Below are 19,143 nucleotides of genomic sequence, written 5' to 3'. Positions count from 1 at the left end.
GTTATCCTCACACCGATAAAATTCTAAGTTTAATCTGAGTAATCACCGCCAGAACCATACTTCCAAGCATCAATCAAACGATGCCAATAATATTGTTGTTCGTTCGGTTGATTCTTAATCCATGTTTCTAGCATTGGACTTAGCGAAAGCAAGGCAGTGTATACACCTAAATTACTGTAATGTAACATCCAATCTAACAAACTTGCCAAACCTACTTGCGGAATTATCTTGGCAACTATTCCAGGATAATATAAACCAGTTTTTAACAGTGTTTGCGTTAGTGCCGAAAACTGCACTATATCTTGTAAAAATGGTTTTAACACTGGTGTACCCAACTGTTGCATTTCCTGAAATACTGCTGTAAGTAATTGGTTAATTTGATCTGGGGCAATTTTCTGATTTACACCAACACTCATCGCCCTTTGAAACAACCAGGTAACAGTCAAACTTGGCTGATAAGGTTGCAGCAGTGTTAACGCTTTTGCTGATAATTGTTCTGTTTCCAGCGCTTCGTAAATGCCATAAGTTAAACGCTTTAGGTGACGCACCATTGCCCCAAAACCACCAAAACTCAGGGGAGATTGACTACCACTGCTATCTCCGGCTGGTAGAATGCGACTCCAAGGAGTTTTTAGCGGACTTTGGCGATAGGTGGGAAAGAAACCAAATAGTGCCCGTTGAAATTTTAGTTTGCTCAATTCCACTCCCTGATATTCTGGTAAAAGACGCAGATATTCCTCAAACATAGCTCCTAAACTCAAACGTTGGGGATGTGCATCCATGTAGGTAAACAAGTAAGTGGTTCTCCCATCCCTAGCTGGAAATGCTTCCCAGAAGTACTGGCATTGATTCTGCAAAGATGTAAATGATAATAATAAATCGCCTGAGTTATTTTCTGGAAAACCTTGAGCGCAACTTCCCACAACTAAGCACAGTGCATCTGGTTTTTTGCCTTGGCGTGCTTGTTGGGTGATGGGTGAAAAATGTCCCATCGCGTCGATTAATAAGCGAGTTTTGAATTGGTTATTTACCATCACCCCATCGGGATGAACCACTGCTTCAGTAAAGGGTGTGTTTTCTAACAACTTTCCCCCAGCAGCGAGAAATCGAGTTTTCAAGGTAGCTAGTAGATAAACTGGATCTACGCCGATATTCAAGACATCCTCTACCCAAACTTCTGTACCGCCAGCAAAACTAACTCGTGCTGGGTTATATTGAGTGGCGATCGCACTTGCTAATTCTTCCTCACTCAGCAAGTTCAATTCCACAAATACATCTAATTCTTTGCGAGAAATATTCCATTCTTGTTCCCTCCCACGCAAAATTCCCCTTTCCAGCAACGCCACCCGCAACCCCTTCACCACCAAGGCGCAACCAATTAAAATGCCCAAAGTGCCACCGCAGATTAGCACATCGAAATCTACAACGCCTAAAGGCTGTTGACTTTCTTTAACTAACGTTGGTACTGGTGCGGTGTTTTCGCGCACAGATGTTAAGATGCGATCGCCTTGGCGCAATCCTCCTAAAACATCGCCGGGTAATTGGGAAAGAATTTCTTCAGTTAAAGACATTTTGGAAAAACTAAACTCTACATTCCAAAACTACCTGAGAATGAAGAAAGTAGATATGATTATGGCCAATTACGAATTACAAGAGTATGTCTACGACAAAACCTGTAGAACGTCTGTATACTTTTGAGGAATATCTCACCTACGATGACGGAACTGACAAGCGCTATGAACTTGAGGATGGGGTACTGCTAGAAATACCTCCAGCCTCAAATTTGCATGAAGCGATCATTACTTTCTTGTTGATCCGCTTCTATCTGGAAATCCAACGACTAGGGTTGGACTGGCAGGTTCACCCTAGTGGGACTGGCGTTCGTACCTCTGTCAAAAAATCCCATCTCCCTGACTTAATTGTGATGACTGAAGAACAGCGACAATCTATTCAGGGTAAATCGGCTGTGCTTGAGTTACCTTCACTGTTGACAATAGAAGTGGTTAGCGCTGAGTCTGTGAAACGAGATTACGAAAGGAAACCACTTGAATATGCAGCCTTCTCTATCCCTGAATACTGGATTGTTGATCCTCTGGAAGCAAAGGTGACAGTCTGCTTGTTAGATCAGGGACGTTATAACCAAACAGTATTTACAGGAAACCAGCAAATATATTCTCCGACTTTCTCTGAGTTAGTATTGACAGCACAGCAAGTATTAACGGCTTAGGGGTTTTTTATTCAAAAGACCTCACGTTACAGCAATTTTTATGTATTTGAACCACATCTGTCGTAAGGGCACAGCAATGCTGTGCCCCTATCGCGTGGTCTATTTACCTGAAAATAGCTGTAAATTATCCCAAACCGAATAATTTAGAAATCGCAGGCAATAATTTATTACCCGCTTCCACCAGAGAGGCAACAGCAGGTAAGCCGGTAAATATCCCTTTCAACATGGTGATGGCTGTTTTTGCCGTCTTTTGCTTGGTGGATTCTTGAGGATTTTTACCCGCTTCTGCCAAAGTCTTCACCTGTTCTAGCGCTTCAGCTTTGTCTTCTTCTGACAAATATGTGGATTGGATGATTGCATCTTGCAACTGCGACAATAATTCTTTGATTCCTGGTTTCTCGGCATCTGGCGCATCAGGCAACTGATTGAGGGCAATACTCACGTTACCGCTAATGGTTCCCAGATTAGCAATAGAACTATTGCCAGCAATACCGCTAACATTACTGCTACCTTGAATATTGATGCCGCTGATATCTGACATATTTGTATCTCCTTGAGTATAAAATTTCGGCTGCTTGAGAGCATTGTCTACCATATTTTCTAGACTAATAATGCGCTTATCTTTTTCTACAAGTAATAATTGCTGACTCTGCGATAAAGCTTTGAGTTGATTATAATCATCAAAATATTCTGCGCTCAGTTGAGATTTATCGCTACCTGCGGCGGTTTTGGCTCTGAGCAAGATTTTATCATCGCCGCGTTTCTCCATTGCCACGATTTCTAACTCAGCTTCGGAATGGTTTTCGGCAAGGTTTTTGAAGGCAATGGCAACAGCGCGAGGGTCAACGCCTTGATTATGGTAAAGGTCGAGGGTGTCAAAAATTGGCTGGATAAAGTCGGCAAAATCGCCGTCTGCAAATACTTCTTGTTTATTATCAGGTTTGCGGAGGGGGTCAGGGTCTTCTTTGGTGGGTAAGCGCATGAAGACATATTCACACCTCACCCCATGCAATTTAGTTGTATTTGTAATGCCCCAATCTTCAATGTACGCGCCAGTGAGTGTTGCACCCGTTAAATCAGTGCCGTCTAGTTGGGTTTGCTTCAGCTTTGCTCTTGACAAATCGGCATCTTGCAAATTAGCTTCACTGAGATCAGCGCTAATAAAGCTGGCATCTGCTAAATTTGCTGATTGTAAGTTGATACCCCGCAGGTTTTGACGGTTAAAGTTTTTATCCTGTCCCTGTCCTGTAACCAGCAGTTTACATACTTGTGTGTTTTGCAGATAAGTTGAACCAGGACGAACATGGTCAAGCATTTTGGCTTGATGCCAACAGGTGTTAGTAAGTATAGTGTTTCGGAAATCTATACTTTTAAGCGTCGCAGCAGTGAAATCACCATTAGTCAAGTTAGCGCCACAAAAACTTGTACCTTCTATTGCAGCAAAGGTAACAGCAATATTGCGAATCAAGGCGTATTTTTCATCTCCTTTCATTGCTTGCCAACCGATGTAAATGCTAAATAAGGCTACGGCAAAGGCTAAAGCCAAGGCTCCACTTATGATTACAATTACTACTATGATTTTGCCAGATGTTGGTCTGGGAAAGGATACAGCCACTGCTGAGACTAAAAGTCCGATTACGATTATTGCTCCGATCGTGGCTACCGTTTCGGTAAAAACTACTACGACTACAGCAAAGGCTACAGCTACAATTACAACTACTGCTACAGTTAAGCCTCCAACTGCGCCTCCGGTAAAAGCAGCTACTGTTCCGCCTTTGGCAGAGGCAGCCACGCCTACAAATCCGGCAAAGGTAAAAGCGAAGGCTTTTAAACCAGCCCCTACTCCTTGAAGAATCGTATTTAAAAAGAAGACAATTAATAAAATTAAAGTAGTGCAGCCCGCAATATGCTTTTCTAAGCCGGAGGCTTTAAATGTTAATGGTAAAAAATAATCAGTTATTAGATATGAAAAAAATCCTGACAGTATTAAAAATAACAACGATATAAGAGCTAGGTAACTTATTTTCTGAAGTTGTTGCAGTCCAGCTTTGGCATGACTGAAGTTTGCACCTGTTAAATTAGCATTAGTGAAGTTTGCCCCTCGGATGTCGGCATAGCTAAAGTTTGCACCCGCAAGGTCTTGTCTACCTTTGAAGTTGCGTCCTCGGAGATTTTGACCGGAGAAGTCTAAAGCCATGTTCCACTTTACGGAGGTGAGCAAATTTTACTACACGCTCACGCCTGTACATTCAAGAATGGTTAGATATATTTGTTAATTGAGGATAAAAGACGCAACTTCGAGGATAAAAGACGCAACTTCGAGCCTCAGAAGGTCATCGTTGAGCCTCAAAAGGTCAACGTCGAGGATAAAAGGTGCAGCTTCCAGGATAAAAGGTGCAATTTCGAGGATAAAAGGCGCAACTTCGAGGCTCAGAAGGTCATCGTCGAGCTTCAGAAGGTCATCGTCGAGCTTCAGAAGGTCAATATCGAGGTTCTGAGGCTCATTGTTGAAGTACAGCCAATACGGTTTGGTTGGGTAATAGTAATTGAGAGTTCACTTCCGTCCTGCTAAGACTTGTTCGGCACTCAAATCCAACTGTGGAAAAGTAAAAGAGATGATGCGTTCTTGTCCTCGGAATGCAACAGCATCATAGAACCCTTCTACTAGGGTGCATATTGTTACTATCTCTTGAATCGGGTCAACAATCCAATATTCGGGAATTTCCAGAACAGCATATTCAGAACGTTTGCTGCGATAGTCTGTGGTTTGTGTAGATTCGCTGACGACTTCTACCACTAATATGGGGGGAGTTTCGTTGAGTTCGATTACAGCCTCTCGATTAGAAAGTGCTTCCCACTGCTGTGTTGGTAATACTACTACATCTGGAATTCGTGAGGTGTCCCAGCGTCCCCCTCGTGGCGAACGTACTCCGACAGAAAACTTTTGTGCTGTCCAATTCTGACCCATTTTGGCACTTTCATCATCAAAGCTTCGTTCTAAAAACTTGGAGATGCCACCGTGCTTGCCAGTGCCAAGGCTCATGGGAATTAATTCTCCATCTACCAATTCATATTGGGTATCCGTGCCATCGTTATACTTAAGATACTCTGCAAAAGTAAATTTTTTTGTGGTTGCAGTCATAGCGATACCTACGGCGGGCTGCGCCTACTCAATCCTCATTGATGACTCAATACAGTTATTCTACTTGCATTACAGGAAATACTGATGGAACGCTAAAAAATAATTGCCATTCTTACAGGTGCGATTTCGATTATTTTAGCGATCAATACTTTTTTACTTGTTGCGGGTCTTCATCAGGTGGATGCCAACCACCTTTGATCCAAAGACGACGAGCTTTGACAATAGAGCCTTCATTATGACGTTCATCATTGAGGTCTAAACGATTACTTGTAGCTCGTCCTACAGAAGTAATGCCAATAATTGTTAGACCATCTGCTGACCAAATAAAGTGGTCAGACCACTTTTGCTGGCGTGGATTAAATAGAGGTAGCATCTGTCCTGTATCTGGATCAATTCCAGTGGTGAAATTGTAGCGATATCCATTGCAACGCTGACAGGCTAATGCCAAGTTATCAGGGTCATCCGAACCTTTAAGAGACTACGGTGTAATATGGTCAATAGAAAATAGAGCAGCACTTGCTTCTTCTGAAGAATGACAGTATTCACAAAGAAATTTAGCTCTTTGTCTGACTAATTTTTTGGTGGAATCATTAACTGTCATGATTGAGAAATGATTTTGGCATTAAGCAAGGTAAAAATTCTATCAAGTTCCAATATGCCTGCCAATTCAGCATCTTCCTCGCTTGTTAGCAATCCAGCTTTCTTTTTCTCAGACAATTCTTCGAGTCGAGACTGTAATTCTTCAGTAAATTTAAACAAATATATGTCCCTAACTTTACTGAGTTTGATTCCAGAATCTACCCAGAATGAGGGTTGAACCATCATTTGAGTAATCATAAGCTGTATGTCTCGTTTAATTTAGCGGACTGGTGATATTTTAACAGCGAGAAATAATCGTTTCGTCAAGGACGTAATCTGTTGTCTAAATTTGTCCATTTTGAGCGATTGCATATTGGTAAGCTTCTGTGGCTTCTTGGTGATAACGTTCACTTTTGTCATGGAGCGTGAGCCAGCCCCATGTATCAATAAAAAGCTTATCCGCCATAGAGTTCGTTGTCTAAGTTGGCAGCTAGAGAACCGTGAGATACTGCACCGATGAAATCTGCAAGGGGATCGCTGCTTTGGGTGGATGGGTTGGATGCTGGTGATTTTTGGAGACGTGCAAGTTGTTGAACATACTGCAACACCTCTTTTAGGTGTTGCTCTGGCAGTTGTTCAATAGCGTCAAAGATAGCTTGTTTCGTCGTCATGGCGATCGCTCAATGTCGCTTTCAGGTTGTTAATATTTTATCTGCTAAACTGCGGTTCCCTCACGCTCAGAAACTATAGCCAAGTCTATTATGTGGATATAGGCACTGCACAATAACTTGCATTACAGGAAATACTGATGGAACGCTCGAAAATAATTGCCATTCTTACAGGTGCGATTTCGATCATTTTAGCGATCGCCTACCTGATCCTAGTCCAACTCCTCGACTACCGGGACATGAAACCCGCACCCATAAGTCAAGTTGTCTCGTCACCTGCCATTACTATCTCTCATTGGCAGGTTGACAAAATCACCCAAATATAAATTACATTTAGTCGATTTGTAGAGACGCAATCAATGGCGTCTCTTGTCATTTATATCAATTGATAAAACTAATGATAACTATTGATTCATCCATGAACCAATGCATAGATAAGAATAAATACTTATATTGTTTGCCGGAATAGTTGATTATATAAGAAATAATTAGAGTAGTTATCTCAAATTTATTTAGATAAATTAATTCAATTTGGACAGATATAACGGTAAGCTATTTCTAAGAAAATTAAATAAAGATAAATTTGCTGTTCTGCGACGCTAAATAGCGCGTTGTGGACATCGCTAGGTTAACTGGGATCAACGTCAGTTGATTTAAAACCCATAATTTTTGATGACAATAATAGAGGTGAGTTGATGGCTCAGTTTCTACTTGAGACTGTTTGGCTAGTTCCGTGCTATGCCTTAATAGGTGGCTTGTTAGCCGTGCCTTGGTCGCCGGGGATCATTCGGAAAACCGGGCCAAGACCGGCGGGTTATGTAAACTTGGTGATGACATTTTTGGCATTTGTACATAGTGCGATCGCCTTCCAAGCAACTTGGAATTATCCAGCCCAAGAAGTATTTATTCCGTGGTTATCTACGGCTGGTTTAGACCTGACTATAGCTTTGGATATATCTTCGGTGAGTGTCGGCGCTTTAATTGTGATTACTGGCTTGAATTTGCTGGCGCAAATTTATGCGATCGGCTACATGGAAATGGATTGGGGTTGGGGACGCTTCTATTCTTTATTGGGATTATTTGAAGCGGGATTGTGCGCCCTTGCTTTGTGTAATAACTTGTTTTTCAGCTATGTAATTTTGGAAGTGCTGACGCTGGGAACCTACCTACTAGTTGGTTTATGGTTTAGTCAGCCGTTGGTAGTTTCAGGTGCAAGAGACGCTTTCTTAACCAAGCGGGTGGGAGACTTATTCTTGCTGATGGGCGTGTTGGCATTATGGCCTTTAGCTGGAACTTGGAATTACACAGAACTAGCTGAATGGGCGGCTACTGCTAACGTCAACCCGACAACTATGGCACTGGTAAGTTTAGCTTTAATTGCTGGCCCTATGGGTAAATGTGCCCAATTTCCCTTGCATCTCTGGCTAGATGAAGCGATGGAAGGCCCTGTTCCCAGTACGATTTTGCGGAACTCGGTAGTAGTAGCTAGTGGTGCATGGGTGCTGATTAAATTGCAACCTGTGTTAACCATCTCGCCCATAGCTTCCTCGGCGATGGTTGCGATTGGTGCGGTGACAGCCGTGGGTGCTTCTTTAATTGCGATCGCTCAAATCGATCTTAAACGCTGCCAATCCTATTCTGTCAGCGCATACATGGGTTTAGTATTCATCGCTGTGGGAGTACAGCAAGACGAAGTAGCACTGTTGTTAGTACTCACCCATGCCATATCCGCAGCACTATTGGTAATGAGTACCGGCGGAATTATCTGGAATAGCATCACCCAAGACGTAACCCAACTTGGTGGACTGTGGAAACGCCGCCCAATTTCTGGAATTGCCTTTATCGTTGGAAGTTTGGGGTTAATTGGTTTTCCACCCCTGGGTAGCTTTTCGGCGATGCTGGAATTAGCAGATGCGTTACAGAAAACCCAACCTTGGTTAGTGGGAGTATTGATAGCGGTAAATGCTTTGACAGCCGTCAGTTTAACCAGAGAATTCGCTTTAATTTTTGGTGGTAAACCGACACAAATGAGTCAGCGATCGCCTGAAGCCCACTGGCCGATGATTCTGCCAACAATGATTTTACTTGGTGTCAGTCTACATCTTTCTTTAGTGTTGCAAAGCTTATCACTTTTACCAGATTGGACAAACCTCAATAAAGATGTCGCACTACTTTTAATTTGGTCGAGTATTTTCAGTTGCAGCATCACTGGCGTAATTTATTTAGGCAATATTCCCAAACCGATTCGTCTCCCTTGGCAAGGATTACAAGATTTACTGGCATACGACTTTTACACCCCCAAACTCTATCGGATGACGATAATTTTCAGCGTTGCCAAAATCTCGCAACTTGCCGATATGATTGACCGCTTTGTGGTTGATGGCATTGTTAATTTCGTTGGTTTATTTTCGCTATTAGGTGGCGAAGGTCTTAAATACAGCACCTCTGGACAAACCCAGTCTTATGCATTCACAGTTCTTCTAGGAGTGAGTCTTTTAGGAATGTGGGTAACTTGGCCATTTTGGGGAGTACAGTTTTTAAATTTTGTTTTTCAAATCTCGACACTTCGGTAGCAGTAACTATCCGAATAAAAGTTAACAGTTTAATATTGTGAGGATAATTCCATGAGCAGACAACATCCGCAAATAAATCTTTCTAGAAGAAGTTTATTCAAGTTTGGTGCAGGTGCGATCGGTACAGGTGTATTGACAGCCGGACTTAGTTCAAACTTACTTGCAGCCGAAAAAAAACCAGTAGAAGAAGAGATTACGCCCGATAAGGCACTGCAAGAGTTATTAGATGGAAATGAAAGGTTTGCCAAAAGAAAACGTCGTAATCCTGACCAAAGCTATTCACGTTTAGTTGAAGTTGCCAAAGGTCAAAAGCCTTTCGCTTCTATTCTCGGTTGTGCAGATTCACGAGTACCTTCAGAGATTGTTTTTGACCAAGGGCTTGGAGATTTATTTGTCTGCCGGATAGCTGGTAATATTGCCACAACACAGCAAATTGGTAGTTTAGAATTTGGCAGTTTAGTATTAGGCGCCAAAGTCATCATGGTAGTAGGGCATGAAAGATGTGGTGCGGTACAAGCGGCGATTAAAGGTGCTCCAGTACCTGGAAATATTGGAAGTTTGCTTGAAGCAATTAAACCAAGTGTAGAAAGTTCAAAAGATAAATCAGGAGATATGGTAGAAAATGTTTGTAAAGCAAATATTTTGGCGCAAATTCAAAGATTGAAATCATCGTCAGTTTTATCGGAGTTAATCAAAGCAGAAAAGCTAAAAATAGTTGGTGGTTATTACGATTTAGATACTGGAGAAATTAGTTTAGTAAGTTAGCTTTTTTACCCTTTGTCATTAGTCATTAGTCATTGGCTAAGAGGTTGTTTGAAAAGTGATTGGCAGTGATTTTAATTGCGTTGTTACCCCCCTTAGTCCCCCCTTATAAAGGGGGGAAACAAGAAAAATCAGATTCCCTCCCCTTTATAAGGGGAGGGTTAGGGAGGGGTAAAAAAATATTTGATACATCAATCATGGCTTTTCAAACATTCTCTAAGAGTAAGTCATAAGGGACAAAAGACAAAGGACGAAGACGTAGGTTGGGTTGAGGAATGAAACCCAACATTATCGAGACTTTGTTGGGTTATGCTATCGCTCAACCCAACCTAATATTCTCTTAACCCAAGCGTATTGAGTCATAAAAGACAAAGGACAAAACTCTCATGTTAAGTGTTTTGATTTGGCTGCCAATCTTTACTGCTATTTTTATAGCAGTCTTACCTGTAAGTATTCCTAAATATCGCATTCGTTTAATAGCATTAATCTTTTCAGGGATAGTTCTCTTCTGGAACCTTTTTATCCTGCTAAAATTTGATATCAGTAATCCTGGAATGCAATTTCAAGAGTATTTACCTTGGAATGAAACCCTTGGCTTGAGCTATCAATTAGGTGTTGACGGGCTTTCTATCTTGATGTTGGTGTTAAATAGCCTGCTCACCTGGATTGCTATTTACAGCAGTAGTAAAGAAACTGAACGCCCCCGGCTGTTCTACTCCATGATTTTATTAGTTAGTGGAGGAGTTGCAGGTGCTTTTCTAGCAGAAAATTTGCTGCTATTCTTCCTGTTCTACGAACTAGAACTAATCCCCTTCTACTTACTAATTTCCATTTGGGGAGGGGCAAAACGGGGTTATGCTGGGATTAAATTCCTGATTTATACTGCTGTTTCAGGAGCATTAATTCTGGCGACATTCTTGGGTATGGTGTGGCTGAGTGGTTCTACCAATTTTGCTTTTGATGCAGTTTCTACAGAAAACCTGTCAACAGCCAAACAAATCCTTTTACTAGCAGGAATAGTATTAGGTTTTGGTATTAAAATTCCTTTAGTTCCCTTCCATACTTGGCTACCTGATGCTTACGTTGAGGCTTCAGCACCAATTGCCATTCTTCTCGGTGGGGTGTTAGCAAAGCTGGGAACCTATGGACTGCTGCGATTTGGGTTGGGTATGTTTCCCCACGCTTGGAGTATTATTGCACCGACTTTAGCAATTTGGGGAGCAGTTAGCGCTATCTATGGGGCAGTAATTGCGATCGCTCAAAAAGATATCAAGCGCATGGTAGCATACAGTTCTGTTGGTCACATGGGCTATATCTTGCTAGCTGGTGCTGCTAGTACTCCCTTAGCACTCGTTGGTGCAGTCGCCCAAATGTTCAGCCACGGCATCATCCTGGCGATTCTCTTCCACTTGGTGGGAGTTGTAGAAGCCAAAGTCGGCACACGTGAGTTAGATAAACTCAATGGTTTAATGAGTCCCATACGCGGTTTACCCTTAATTAGCGCCTTACTAGTTTTAAGTGGAATGGCTAGTGCAGGTATTCCCGGTTTGACAGGATTCATCGCTGAATTTATCGTCTTTCAAGGCAGTTTCTCTATCTTTCCCATTCCGACAATTTTGTGTGTAGTCGCTAGTGGATTAACCGCAGTCTATTTTGTCATCCTCCTTAACCGCACCTGTTTTGGCAGATTGGATAACTTCGCCTACTATCCCAAAGTTCTTTGGTCTGAGAAAATCCCAGCTTTAATTTTGGCAGCTTTCATCATCTTTTTAGGAGTACAACCCACATGGTTAGTGCGTTGGAGTGAATCCACAACTACAACAATGGTGGCTGCAATTCCCTCCTTGGAAAAAACTGTTATCTCTGAAGTGGTAAATAATTAAGAGTTTTTAAACGCAGAGGAACGCAAAGTTTAACGCAAAGTAGCGCAGAGTTTTTGAATTCGATTCGCTAGAAGTTTACGCAATTGAGTAAATATCATTACCATGACTGCAATTAAAACAGCAATTAAATTACCTGCTTCTAATCACGAATTTGCCGAAGTAATTCACCGCTTAGAAGCAGGCGGTGCAATGTTACCCGATACTCCAGAAAATTTGATGCAAATCATCGGTTTGTACAAAGCTTATGCTGTACCGATGGATTTTTACTGGCGTGACCTACTTTATATTGCCGAACGGGAATTTTTAAACCCGCTTCCCTTCTTTAAATACTTCCTACCCAATGAGTATTTAGAACTGCATAATCATTACGCTGGCGATGATGCCGATTTACGAATTTGGCGCGGCGAAGCTACTGCACATCCAGAACTTTTGGCATTTATTGAGAAGGGTGAAACTTTTAAAATGCCGAAGTTGTTGCATCACTTGTTGCACGATCGCATTAACATGGAATTTGCGGAAGCTTGTATGCGGGCGATGTTGTGGCACAGAGGGATGGGTGGACAATTTGACCCTTACCTAGATTCTGAAGAATACAAAGCCAACGCTGACCGAGCAATTAAAGCTTACTTCCAAGGGAACCCAGTAATGCTGGGACTTTACAAGCTGTTCCCCGATATGTTTTTGGAACAGTGCCGCCAGATGTCATACTACGCTAATCTGGGCTTATTCTGGGAAGTTATGGCCCCAGTATTCTTTGAAATGTCCGATCGCTATGATGAAGGTACCATTAGCAGCGTCCCAGAGGCGATGAGCTTCTTAGTTAATGGTATATTTGCGATCGCAGGTCGTCCGATTTACCATCACGTTTATATTCGTGGTAAATGCTACGAAATTATCCCCAAATCTAAGGGTTTCATGTGGCTATACGAAGCCGCATTACCTTATGTAGAAGCAGTTTTCTACCGCACTGCACCCTTCCGAGGAACAAAATCTTATAATGCTCAAGCGCGTCAAGTGCCAGAAGACCAAAAAGATTTTCACTATGGTATTCTTTACGCTGATGTATTTCCAGTGGGTACTGCTGGCATTCCCCCGACATTATTAATGCAAGATATGTTGCACTTTTTGCCACCATATCTTGTTGATTATTACAGCCAACATTGCCGGGGTGAAGAAGATATGTTGATTCAGTTAGGAGTTAGTTTTCAACGCTCAATGTACTGTGTAACTTCTGCGGTAATTCAAGCCTTGCGAACTGCACTTTTATATCCTTTAGATGACCAAAATCCCAAGCATTTACAAGCTAATCGAGAGTTTTTTGAAATGCAGCTAAATCGCTTTACCCGTGCTGACTACAATATTCGTGATGCTGCTCGTTTGGGGAGTATTCAAAGTCAAGATTATCGATAAGATATCTCCATTTAAAACCTTTATAGAGACGTAGCAGTGCTACGTCTCTACATTCTTCCTAAATAAAATTATCACCTAGTACAGTACCGCCAAAATCTAGTTACTTGAGCAACTTGTTACAGCGAGGAAAACCTCTATCATGCTGTATTATTCTAAAGTCTTTTTAACTTCATCTTTGATATTCTCAGCGGTGTGACGGACTTGGGCTTCAGCTTGTTTAGCTTTACCTTCAGCTTTATCTTTGGGATTGCCAGTTACTTCGCCAATTCCCTCTTGTACTTTTCCTTCGATGTTTTTAGCAAAAGCTTTTGCTCTATCTTCGATACTCATATTTTTTGTTCTTAAAGTCTGTTAAGTGTTGATTACTTCTTGCTTGCTTGAAAAGCGCTGCAAAGTTTATAGATTACTTCTAGAAAACTTTTAATTCTTCTATCTGATGATAGTTTTATGAAAAATATTTGTGTCCATTGTATATAGTTATTTAACCTTTAAATTCATCTTTGGAAATTCAAGTAATATTCAAAAGAGGGAAAGGGATCATTTTATTGTTCTATCTTCAGATAAAATCATTTATCACTTCAGGTAGACAGCCATACCACTAAATATGGTAAATACAGCGCTCTTTATCTAAGTCGAGTACACTATCCACCCGCCCCAATACTTCTCAGTTAAGGGGAAAAGGGGAAAGAAAAAACCTTTAACCAAATTCAGTACCCTTTTCCCAAAACCCGATTCTGAATTAAAAATGCCTAACTGAGAAGTATTGCCACCCGCCCTATCGGGCACTCTCCCCAATAGCTTGGTTATACATTAGTTACATCTTTCTTAACAGTCACTTACGAACGTGCAATCCCCTGTATATTACTTATGTAACTCTGACTACTTAAGCAAGTATTAGAAATAACTGACACTAAAAATAGTTGAAATCTCAGTAAATACTTTAGAAGTAGTAGCTTATAGAATAAGGATTTTGTCACAAAAGTTAGCAGAAATCAACATAATTTGTCAGGTTTTAACTGAAGAATAGTTTAGCTAGTGGAAGAAGGCATAGAGAAGTCTCAGCAGCGGCTTTGAAGTACCTAATAAAAGTTGTGACTAATTTCTGTTCCAAGACGGCAGGAACAATTATTCACGTTTATTTCTAGCTTATTACTTGTAGTCTTTATGAAGATATTTATGCAATCAAATTCTAGTACTCAACCAACTCCCAACTCCCAATATATAGACTCTAGGATGCAAACTGATTCATCTGTTAACATTTTCATCGGATATTCTATCTTGATTCCAATGATTGTGTTTCTAGGGTTTAATCTTTATAAGAAACACCGGGCTGCTGTTTTTTGCCAACAAGTTGCTTCTTTAGAGAAACTGTGGCATTTGAATATTAAAAAAGAGCTTGAAGAAAAATAATAATGAAGTACTTATTTCTAATTTGAGTGCTTATATTCTCTTTAGTTGCTCCTAGTGCGGCGATATCTGACAACAAGCCGCTTCTCGACGAGAGTTTACACCAACACGTCTATCCTGAAGTAAAACAGCCTTACAACTTAATATCTGGACTTGGCACAATCCACCATCCAGTTTCTACTTCTAATCTTCAAGCCCAAGAGTTTTTCGATCAGGGATTAAATTTAATTTACGCTTTCAATCATGATGAGGCAGTGCGTTCTTTTCAATATGCTGCCAAACTCAATCCGCATTGCATATTGGGGTGTTGCTTTAGCGTTGGGGCCCAATATTAATTCACAAATAGACCCCAATCGGGAATTAGCTGCTTACCAAGCGGTACAGCAAGCTTTGGCACTTTCTACCCAAGAACGAGACTACATTACCGCCTTAGCAAAACGTTACTCTCAAGATGCCGATGCTGATTTGTATCAACTAGCGCTTTACTACGCCAAAGCAATGGGAAACCTAGTCAAATTTTCTCATGGTGGCCAGTAGCATAGCAGGAAGATATGAAGATGCTCTTAAATCCGCAGAGAAATTAGTTGCAAATGCTACTGCAATTGACCCGTATGCACCAATGCTAGAGGGATTCCTGGGCAGCAAAATGCTGATTCAGACACGCTTTAGTGATTGGGATGCCATCTTAAAAACTCCTGCTCCCGAAGCTAAATTGCCTACTACCACAGCACTTTGGCATTTTGCTTGCAGCATGGCGATCGCAGCCACAGGTAAACTTGAAGATGCAGCAAGTGAAAGTCGGGCATTACTAGCTGCCAAACAGGGAATTTCCACCAAAGCAACCATTGGATTCAGTCCCACCAGTCGCATTTCAGACATTGCCTCAAAAGTTATAGACGCCAAAATTGCCAGAGAAAAGCATGATTATTAATCTGCCATTTTATTGCTAGAAAAAGCAGTGGCAGCAGAAGATGCCCTCAATTACGTGGAACCACCAGACTGGTATTTTCCGACGCGGGAATCTTCGGGTGCTGTGCTTTTGGCTAAGGGTGACTATAGAGAAGCTGAGAAAGTCTTTCGTGCCGATTTAAAAAAATATCCCCATAATGGACGTTCTCTATTTGGCTTGCAGACAAGTTTGCAGGCACTAGGCAAAGATCAGGTCGCTCAAATTGTCAAAGCTGAATTGGAGACGGCTTGGAAAGGTGATGTTCGGCAATTTAACATTGCAACGCCGGGTTAATTAGCCGAACATGATATTACGCCACTTACTCCCCTCTTCCAAAAAGAGAGGCTAGCACCAAAGAAAAAGACTCGCGTAGCTTGCTGCCGTAAGCATCGCAGTTGCTTTTATAGCAGGTTCTCCAAAAGAGTACAAGTCACAATAGTTTTATATTTGTTGCCTGACTTTGCCTTTCGTATTAAAATTTTGAAGTAATGCTTCATGGTTAATGCAGTCAAACGTTCAATTCGGATATTAAAGATGCGCCCTTGCATGTCTGATTTTTTATATCACCCTACAGAATTTATCTTCTTCCATTTCCAACCCCTTTTTGCGGTGGACTATACTTAGGGTATGTGGGGGCGGGCGATCGCACCTAAGCGATCGCGTCACTGGTTAACTATCTACTGGGTGCAAAGAGTTGGCTCGTATGTCATCCTAGATTTATGAGAGTTAATTGAGTGATGTCTTTGGTTTTAGTATTGAAAGGCTTTTTCCTTTTAGTATTTACAGACTTCTGAGAGAAATTAAAATCTCTACACAGTGATGATTTTGGAGAGAATCGATGTCAATTTATGTAGGTAACCTCTCTTATGACGTTACACAAGAAGATTTAAGTGGTATTTTTGCAGAATATGGTACTGTAAAGCGCGTTCAAGTACCTACTGACCGGGAAACAGGTCGTCCACGGGGCTTTGCTTTTGTGGAAATGGGAACTGAAGCTGAAGAAACCGCTGCCATTGAAGCTCTCGACGGTGCTGAGTGGATGGGTCGTGATCTGAAAGTGAATAAGGCTAAACCCAAGGAAGATAGAGGTGATAGAGGTTCCTTTGGTGGCAACCGAGGAGGATACGGTGGTGGCGGCGGTGGACGCGGCGGACGCTACTAATCTTGGAAACAAAAAACTTACCAAGAGTCTTAAGGTCAGACAAACAAAAGTCTGTCTTTTTTTTGTAATCTTACCGCCTGCATAGCCATCGATGAAGTCAACTTAGTAGGAGAAATAATGACCCAAGTAATTGTAGGTGACAATGAACACATTGAGTCAGCCTTACGACGATTTAAACGAGAAGTTTCCAAGGCGGGGATTTTTCCAGACATGAGAAAGCATCGTCATTTTGAAACACCCTTAGAAAAACGCAAACGCAAAGAAGTTGCCAAGCACAGACAAAGTAAGAGAAGTTTTCGCAATTAAGGGCTGACATACAGCAGAATTCAGAATTCAGAAGTCAGAATTCTAAATTCAAAATTCTGAATTCAGAAGTAAAACAGGCTTTATATCTTGCTTTGACACGAATCCTTGTGTACTTCACCTTCCTTGAATTCTGTTGTAAATATAAACGAATGCCCTCATAAATTTTATGAGGGTTTTCCTTTTGTCTATTTTAAAATCAGGAAACCTAAAGAAACGCTAAAATCAACTCAGCCTTTGTATTGTAGCGGTTGTGTCCCACATCACTCAGAGTGCGGTTCACTGCATAAATCCTGATTGTCAACGTCCTTATCCTCAGCCTTGGGGAAACAAATTTTGCAACAGCTGTGGCGCACCGCTAGAGTTGTTAGACCGCTATGTTCCACTTCAGCCCTTGGGATCGGGAGGATTTGCTCAAATTTACACCGTTTGGGATGAAAAAACTCAAACAGAAAAAGTGTTGAAAGTATTGGTAGAAGATTCGCCCAAGGCACTGGAATTATTTACCCAAGAGGCAGCAGTTTTATCTAGCTTGCAGCATCCGGGTGTTCCCACAGTCGATGCTGATGGTTATTTTAACGTAAACCTGTTTAATCCCAAACCGCACCAACTGCCTTGTCTGGTAATGGAAAAAATCAATGGGCGGACTTTAGAGGAGATATTAAAAAAGTTTCCCCAAGGGTGTCCAGAGAGTTTGGTTTTAAACTGGTTTGCCCAAGCTGTGCAGATTTTACAAGAATTACACAAACGTCAGATTCTTCACCGGGATATTAAACCTTCTAATTTAATGCTGGGCACTTCTTCGCCATCTGTAACCCCGTCTCCAGGGCAAGCAGAGGGCGATCGCTTAGTATTAATTGATTTTGGTGGAGCAAAACAATTTAGTGCCTCTAAGCTGCGTTCTCAGTCTAGTTCCACGCGATTATTTTCTTCTGGATACAGTCCACCAGAACAAGTGATTGGAGGTATTGTTGGGCCAAGTGCCGATTTTTATGCCCTTGGTCGAACGGTGATTGAACTACTAACAGGCAAATACCCGCTAGAGTTGGAAGATCAGCAAACGGGTAAATTACGCTGGCGAACAACGGTGAATGTCAATCCGCAACTAGCAGATTTGCTAGATGAGATGGTGCAGGAGGATGTGCGATCGCGTCCAGCAAATGCAGCTATAATTCAAAAACGTTTGGCGAAGATTTCTCAACCATTACCGCCAGCAGGGGTATTTGCTCAACTGCGAGACAAAGTTAAGCAAGCCTCAACGCAAGCTTCCCAGAAACTTACACTGATAACACAAGCTATTGAACAAGTTTTAGCTAACTTTAGTCAAGCTGTCACCAAAACCGTTATTTTTATCGCTCAGACAATCATCAAAATTTTCCGAGCTTGTTTGGCGACGATTTGGGCGATGATCCTGAGTAGTATCGGCGCTTGTTTTGGTGCGATCGCTGGTTTTATTTTGGCCTATCGCACCAGCTTGGGACGTCAGGTTGTGGAATTTATTGGGAGTCAGCTAAACCAATTAGTGCCAAATACTCAACCCGTCTTCGGTGCAGATATTTTGGTGTTCGTTGCCGCAGGCTGGGGAACCGCATGGGGGCTGACAGTATCTGGGTGTTTTGGTCAACGGCGGCGGTTTTTAGTGGCTTCCCTGATGGGCATGATTAGCTATGGCTTCGGCTGGTTGATTTTGCAATTAATCACCCCAAAAGATAGCGGCGAGGGCTTCGTGGCAGTGATTTTAGTGGCAGTTTGCTTACTCACCTTGAGTTTAGGACTTCGCAGCCATCATGTAGTATACGCGGTGTTCGCGGCCTTTGGCAGTGCGATCGCCTATGCAGTTTTAATTCTTTTGAAGTTAGCACCTCCAATTTTCCAATTTACCAGTCAACCAGCCTGGTTGGAGTTAAAGTTACCTCTGATTTTTTTTGGCTCTGTAGGCTTCTTGATCAGCTTCTGGTTAGGAGTGAGTTATTACCTAATTGTCCCTGGACTGCGCCTTTTAGGATGGCGATGAAGAAGGCAGGGGAGCAGGGGAGCAGGGGGACAAGGGGACAGGGAAGATCAGGGAGCAGGGGAGC

Annotated in this window: 21 protein-coding genes and 1 pseudogene; 14 read left to right on the top strand and 8 right to left on the bottom strand. The window is 41.9% G+C overall.

Annotated features, from left to right (window positions below):
- Window positions 1–29 precede the first annotated feature (29 nt).
- Window positions 30–1,571 carry an FAD-binding oxidoreductase gene (locus V7K60_RS11875; protein ID WP_334925704.1) on the bottom strand — a complete coding sequence of 514 codons (1,542 nt, stop codon included), beginning with the start codon at window positions 1,569–1,571 and terminating at the stop codon, window positions 30–32.
- 86 nt (window positions 1,572–1,657) lie between these two features.
- Between V7K60_RS11875 and V7K60_RS11870 the strand changes: the two genes are divergently transcribed.
- Window positions 1,658–2,227 carry a Uma2 family endonuclease gene (locus V7K60_RS11870; RefSeq protein WP_334925703.1) on the top strand — a complete coding sequence of 190 codons (570 nt, stop codon included), beginning with the start codon at window positions 1,658–1,660 and terminating at the stop codon, window positions 2,225–2,227.
- A gap of 124 nt (window positions 2,228–2,351) precedes the next feature.
- Here V7K60_RS11870 and V7K60_RS11865 read toward each other — a convergent pair whose 3' ends face one another.
- Window positions 2,352–4,424 (bottom strand): pentapeptide repeat-containing protein, encoded by a 2,073-nt coding sequence (locus V7K60_RS11865; protein WP_334925701.1) that lies wholly within the window; start codon window positions 4,422–4,424, stop codon window positions 2,352–2,354.
- Window positions 4,425–4,496: 72 nt separating this feature from the next.
- Here V7K60_RS11865 and V7K60_RS11860 point away from each other — a divergent pair, with 72 nt between their 5' ends.
- A complete protein-coding gene (locus V7K60_RS11860; protein ID WP_334925699.1) occupies window positions 4,497–4,799 on the top strand; it encodes a hypothetical protein in 303 nt (100 codons plus the stop codon).
- On the opposite strand, the gene V7K60_RS11855 is transcribed toward V7K60_RS11860, so the two are convergent.
- From V7K60_RS11855 to V7K60_RS11835, 5 genes and pseudogenes are all read right to left on the bottom strand, one after another.
- Complete coding sequence (locus V7K60_RS11855) at window positions 4,782–5,369, bottom strand: Uma2 family endonuclease (protein WP_334925697.1); 588 nt, start codon at window positions 5,367–5,369, stop codon at window positions 4,782–4,784. The two genes, V7K60_RS11860 and V7K60_RS11855, sit on opposite strands and share 18 nt — an antisense overlap.
- Window positions 5,370–5,511: 142 nt before the next feature.
- A pseudogene (locus V7K60_RS11850) lies at window positions 5,512–5,970 on the bottom strand (HNH endonuclease).
- Window positions 5,967–6,206, bottom strand: a complete 240-nt coding sequence (locus V7K60_RS11845) for a hypothetical protein (RefSeq protein ID WP_094347747.1) — start codon at window positions 6,204–6,206, stop codon at window positions 5,967–5,969. The pseudogene V7K60_RS11850 and the gene V7K60_RS11845 overlap by 4 nt, the downstream one beginning before the upstream one ends.
- 85 nt (window positions 6,207–6,291) lie before the next feature.
- Window positions 6,292–6,414 (bottom strand): hypothetical protein, encoded by a 123-nt coding sequence (locus tag V7K60_RS11840; protein ID WP_334925695.1) that lies wholly within the window; start codon window positions 6,412–6,414, stop codon window positions 6,292–6,294.
- Window positions 6,404–6,619, bottom strand: coding sequence for a hypothetical protein (locus V7K60_RS11835; RefSeq protein ID WP_334925693.1), 216 nt, complete (start codon window positions 6,617–6,619; stop codon window positions 6,404–6,406). Before V7K60_RS11835 ends, V7K60_RS11840 begins: the two co-directional genes overlap by 11 nt.
- Before the next feature lie 137 nt (window positions 6,620–6,756).
- Between V7K60_RS11835 and V7K60_RS11830 the strand changes: the two genes are divergently transcribed.
- The 5 genes from V7K60_RS11830 to V7K60_RS11810 all read left to right on the top strand — a co-directional run bounded on the left by V7K60_RS11830 (window position 6,757) and on the right by V7K60_RS11810 (window position 13,244).
- Complete coding sequence (locus tag V7K60_RS11830) at window positions 6,757–6,942, top strand: hypothetical protein (protein ID WP_334925691.1); 186 nt, start codon at window positions 6,757–6,759, stop codon at window positions 6,940–6,942.
- Window positions 6,943–7,311: 369 nt separating this feature from the next.
- Window positions 7,312–9,189, top strand: coding sequence for an NAD(P)H-quinone oxidoreductase subunit F (locus V7K60_RS11825; protein ID WP_334925689.1), 1,878 nt, complete (start codon window positions 7,312–7,314; stop codon window positions 9,187–9,189).
- Window positions 9,190–9,240: 51 nt separating this feature from the next.
- Complete coding sequence (locus tag V7K60_RS11820) at window positions 9,241–9,954, top strand: carbonic anhydrase (protein WP_334925687.1); 714 nt, start codon at window positions 9,241–9,243, stop codon at window positions 9,952–9,954.
- 383 nt (window positions 9,955–10,337) lie between these two features.
- Window positions 10,338–11,834 (top strand): NADH-quinone oxidoreductase subunit M, encoded by a 1,497-nt coding sequence (locus V7K60_RS11815; protein WP_334925685.1) that lies wholly within the window; start codon window positions 10,338–10,340, stop codon window positions 11,832–11,834.
- 102 nt (window positions 11,835–11,936) lie between these two features.
- Window positions 11,937–13,244 (top strand): CO2 hydration protein, encoded by a 1,308-nt coding sequence (locus V7K60_RS11810; protein ID WP_334925684.1) that lies wholly within the window; start codon window positions 11,937–11,939, stop codon window positions 13,242–13,244.
- Window positions 13,245–13,391: 147 nt separating this feature from the next.
- Here the strand turns inward: V7K60_RS11810 and V7K60_RS11805 are convergent, their stop codons facing one another.
- Window positions 13,392–13,574, bottom strand: a complete 183-nt coding sequence (locus V7K60_RS11805; RefSeq protein ID WP_334925682.1) for a CsbD family protein — start codon at window positions 13,572–13,574, stop codon at window positions 13,392–13,394.
- 846 nt (window positions 13,575–14,420) lie between these two features.
- Between V7K60_RS11805 and V7K60_RS11800 the strand changes: the two genes are divergently transcribed.
- From V7K60_RS11800 to V7K60_RS11770, 7 genes are all read left to right on the top strand, one after another.
- Window positions 14,421–14,654, top strand: a complete 234-nt coding sequence (locus V7K60_RS11800; protein WP_334925680.1) for a hypothetical protein — start codon at window positions 14,421–14,423, stop codon at window positions 14,652–14,654.
- 267 nt (window positions 14,655–14,921) lie between these two features.
- Window positions 14,922–15,188: a hypothetical protein gene (locus V7K60_RS11795; protein WP_334925679.1), complete on the top strand. Its 267-nt coding sequence runs from the start codon at window positions 14,922–14,924 to the stop codon at window positions 15,186–15,188.
- Complete coding sequence (locus V7K60_RS11790; RefSeq protein WP_334925677.1) at window positions 15,175–15,582, top strand: hypothetical protein; 408 nt, start codon at window positions 15,175–15,177, stop codon at window positions 15,580–15,582. The genes V7K60_RS11795 and V7K60_RS11790 overlap by 14 nt, the downstream gene beginning before the upstream one ends.
- A 12-nt stretch (window positions 15,583–15,594) precedes the next feature.
- Complete coding sequence (locus V7K60_RS11785; protein WP_334925675.1) at window positions 15,595–15,894, top strand: hypothetical protein; 300 nt, start codon at window positions 15,595–15,597, stop codon at window positions 15,892–15,894.
- Window positions 15,895–16,438: 544 nt separating this feature from the next.
- Window positions 16,439–16,762, top strand: a complete 324-nt coding sequence (locus V7K60_RS11780; protein ID WP_104909692.1) for an RNA recognition motif domain-containing protein — start codon at window positions 16,439–16,441, stop codon at window positions 16,760–16,762.
- A 117-nt stretch (window positions 16,763–16,879) separates the two neighbouring features.
- Window positions 16,880–17,068 (top strand): 30S ribosomal protein S21, encoded by a 189-nt coding sequence (gene rpsU, locus V7K60_RS11775; protein ID WP_012407716.1) that lies wholly within the window; start codon window positions 16,880–16,882, stop codon window positions 17,066–17,068.
- Window positions 17,069–17,318: 250 nt separating this feature from the next.
- Entirely contained in the window at window positions 17,319–19,079 is a 1,761-nt protein-coding gene (locus V7K60_RS11770; RefSeq protein ID WP_334925673.1) for a serine/threonine protein kinase, read from the top strand.
- Window positions 19,080–19,143 lie beyond the last annotated feature (64 nt).

Origin of the sequence: Nostoc sp., from assembly GCF_036917555.1 — a bacterium.
In the GTDB taxonomy this organism is placed as follows: domain Bacteria; phylum Cyanobacteriota; class Cyanobacteriia; order Cyanobacteriales; family Nostocaceae; genus Nostoc.
This window is presented reverse-complemented; position numbering and strand designations above follow the sequence as displayed.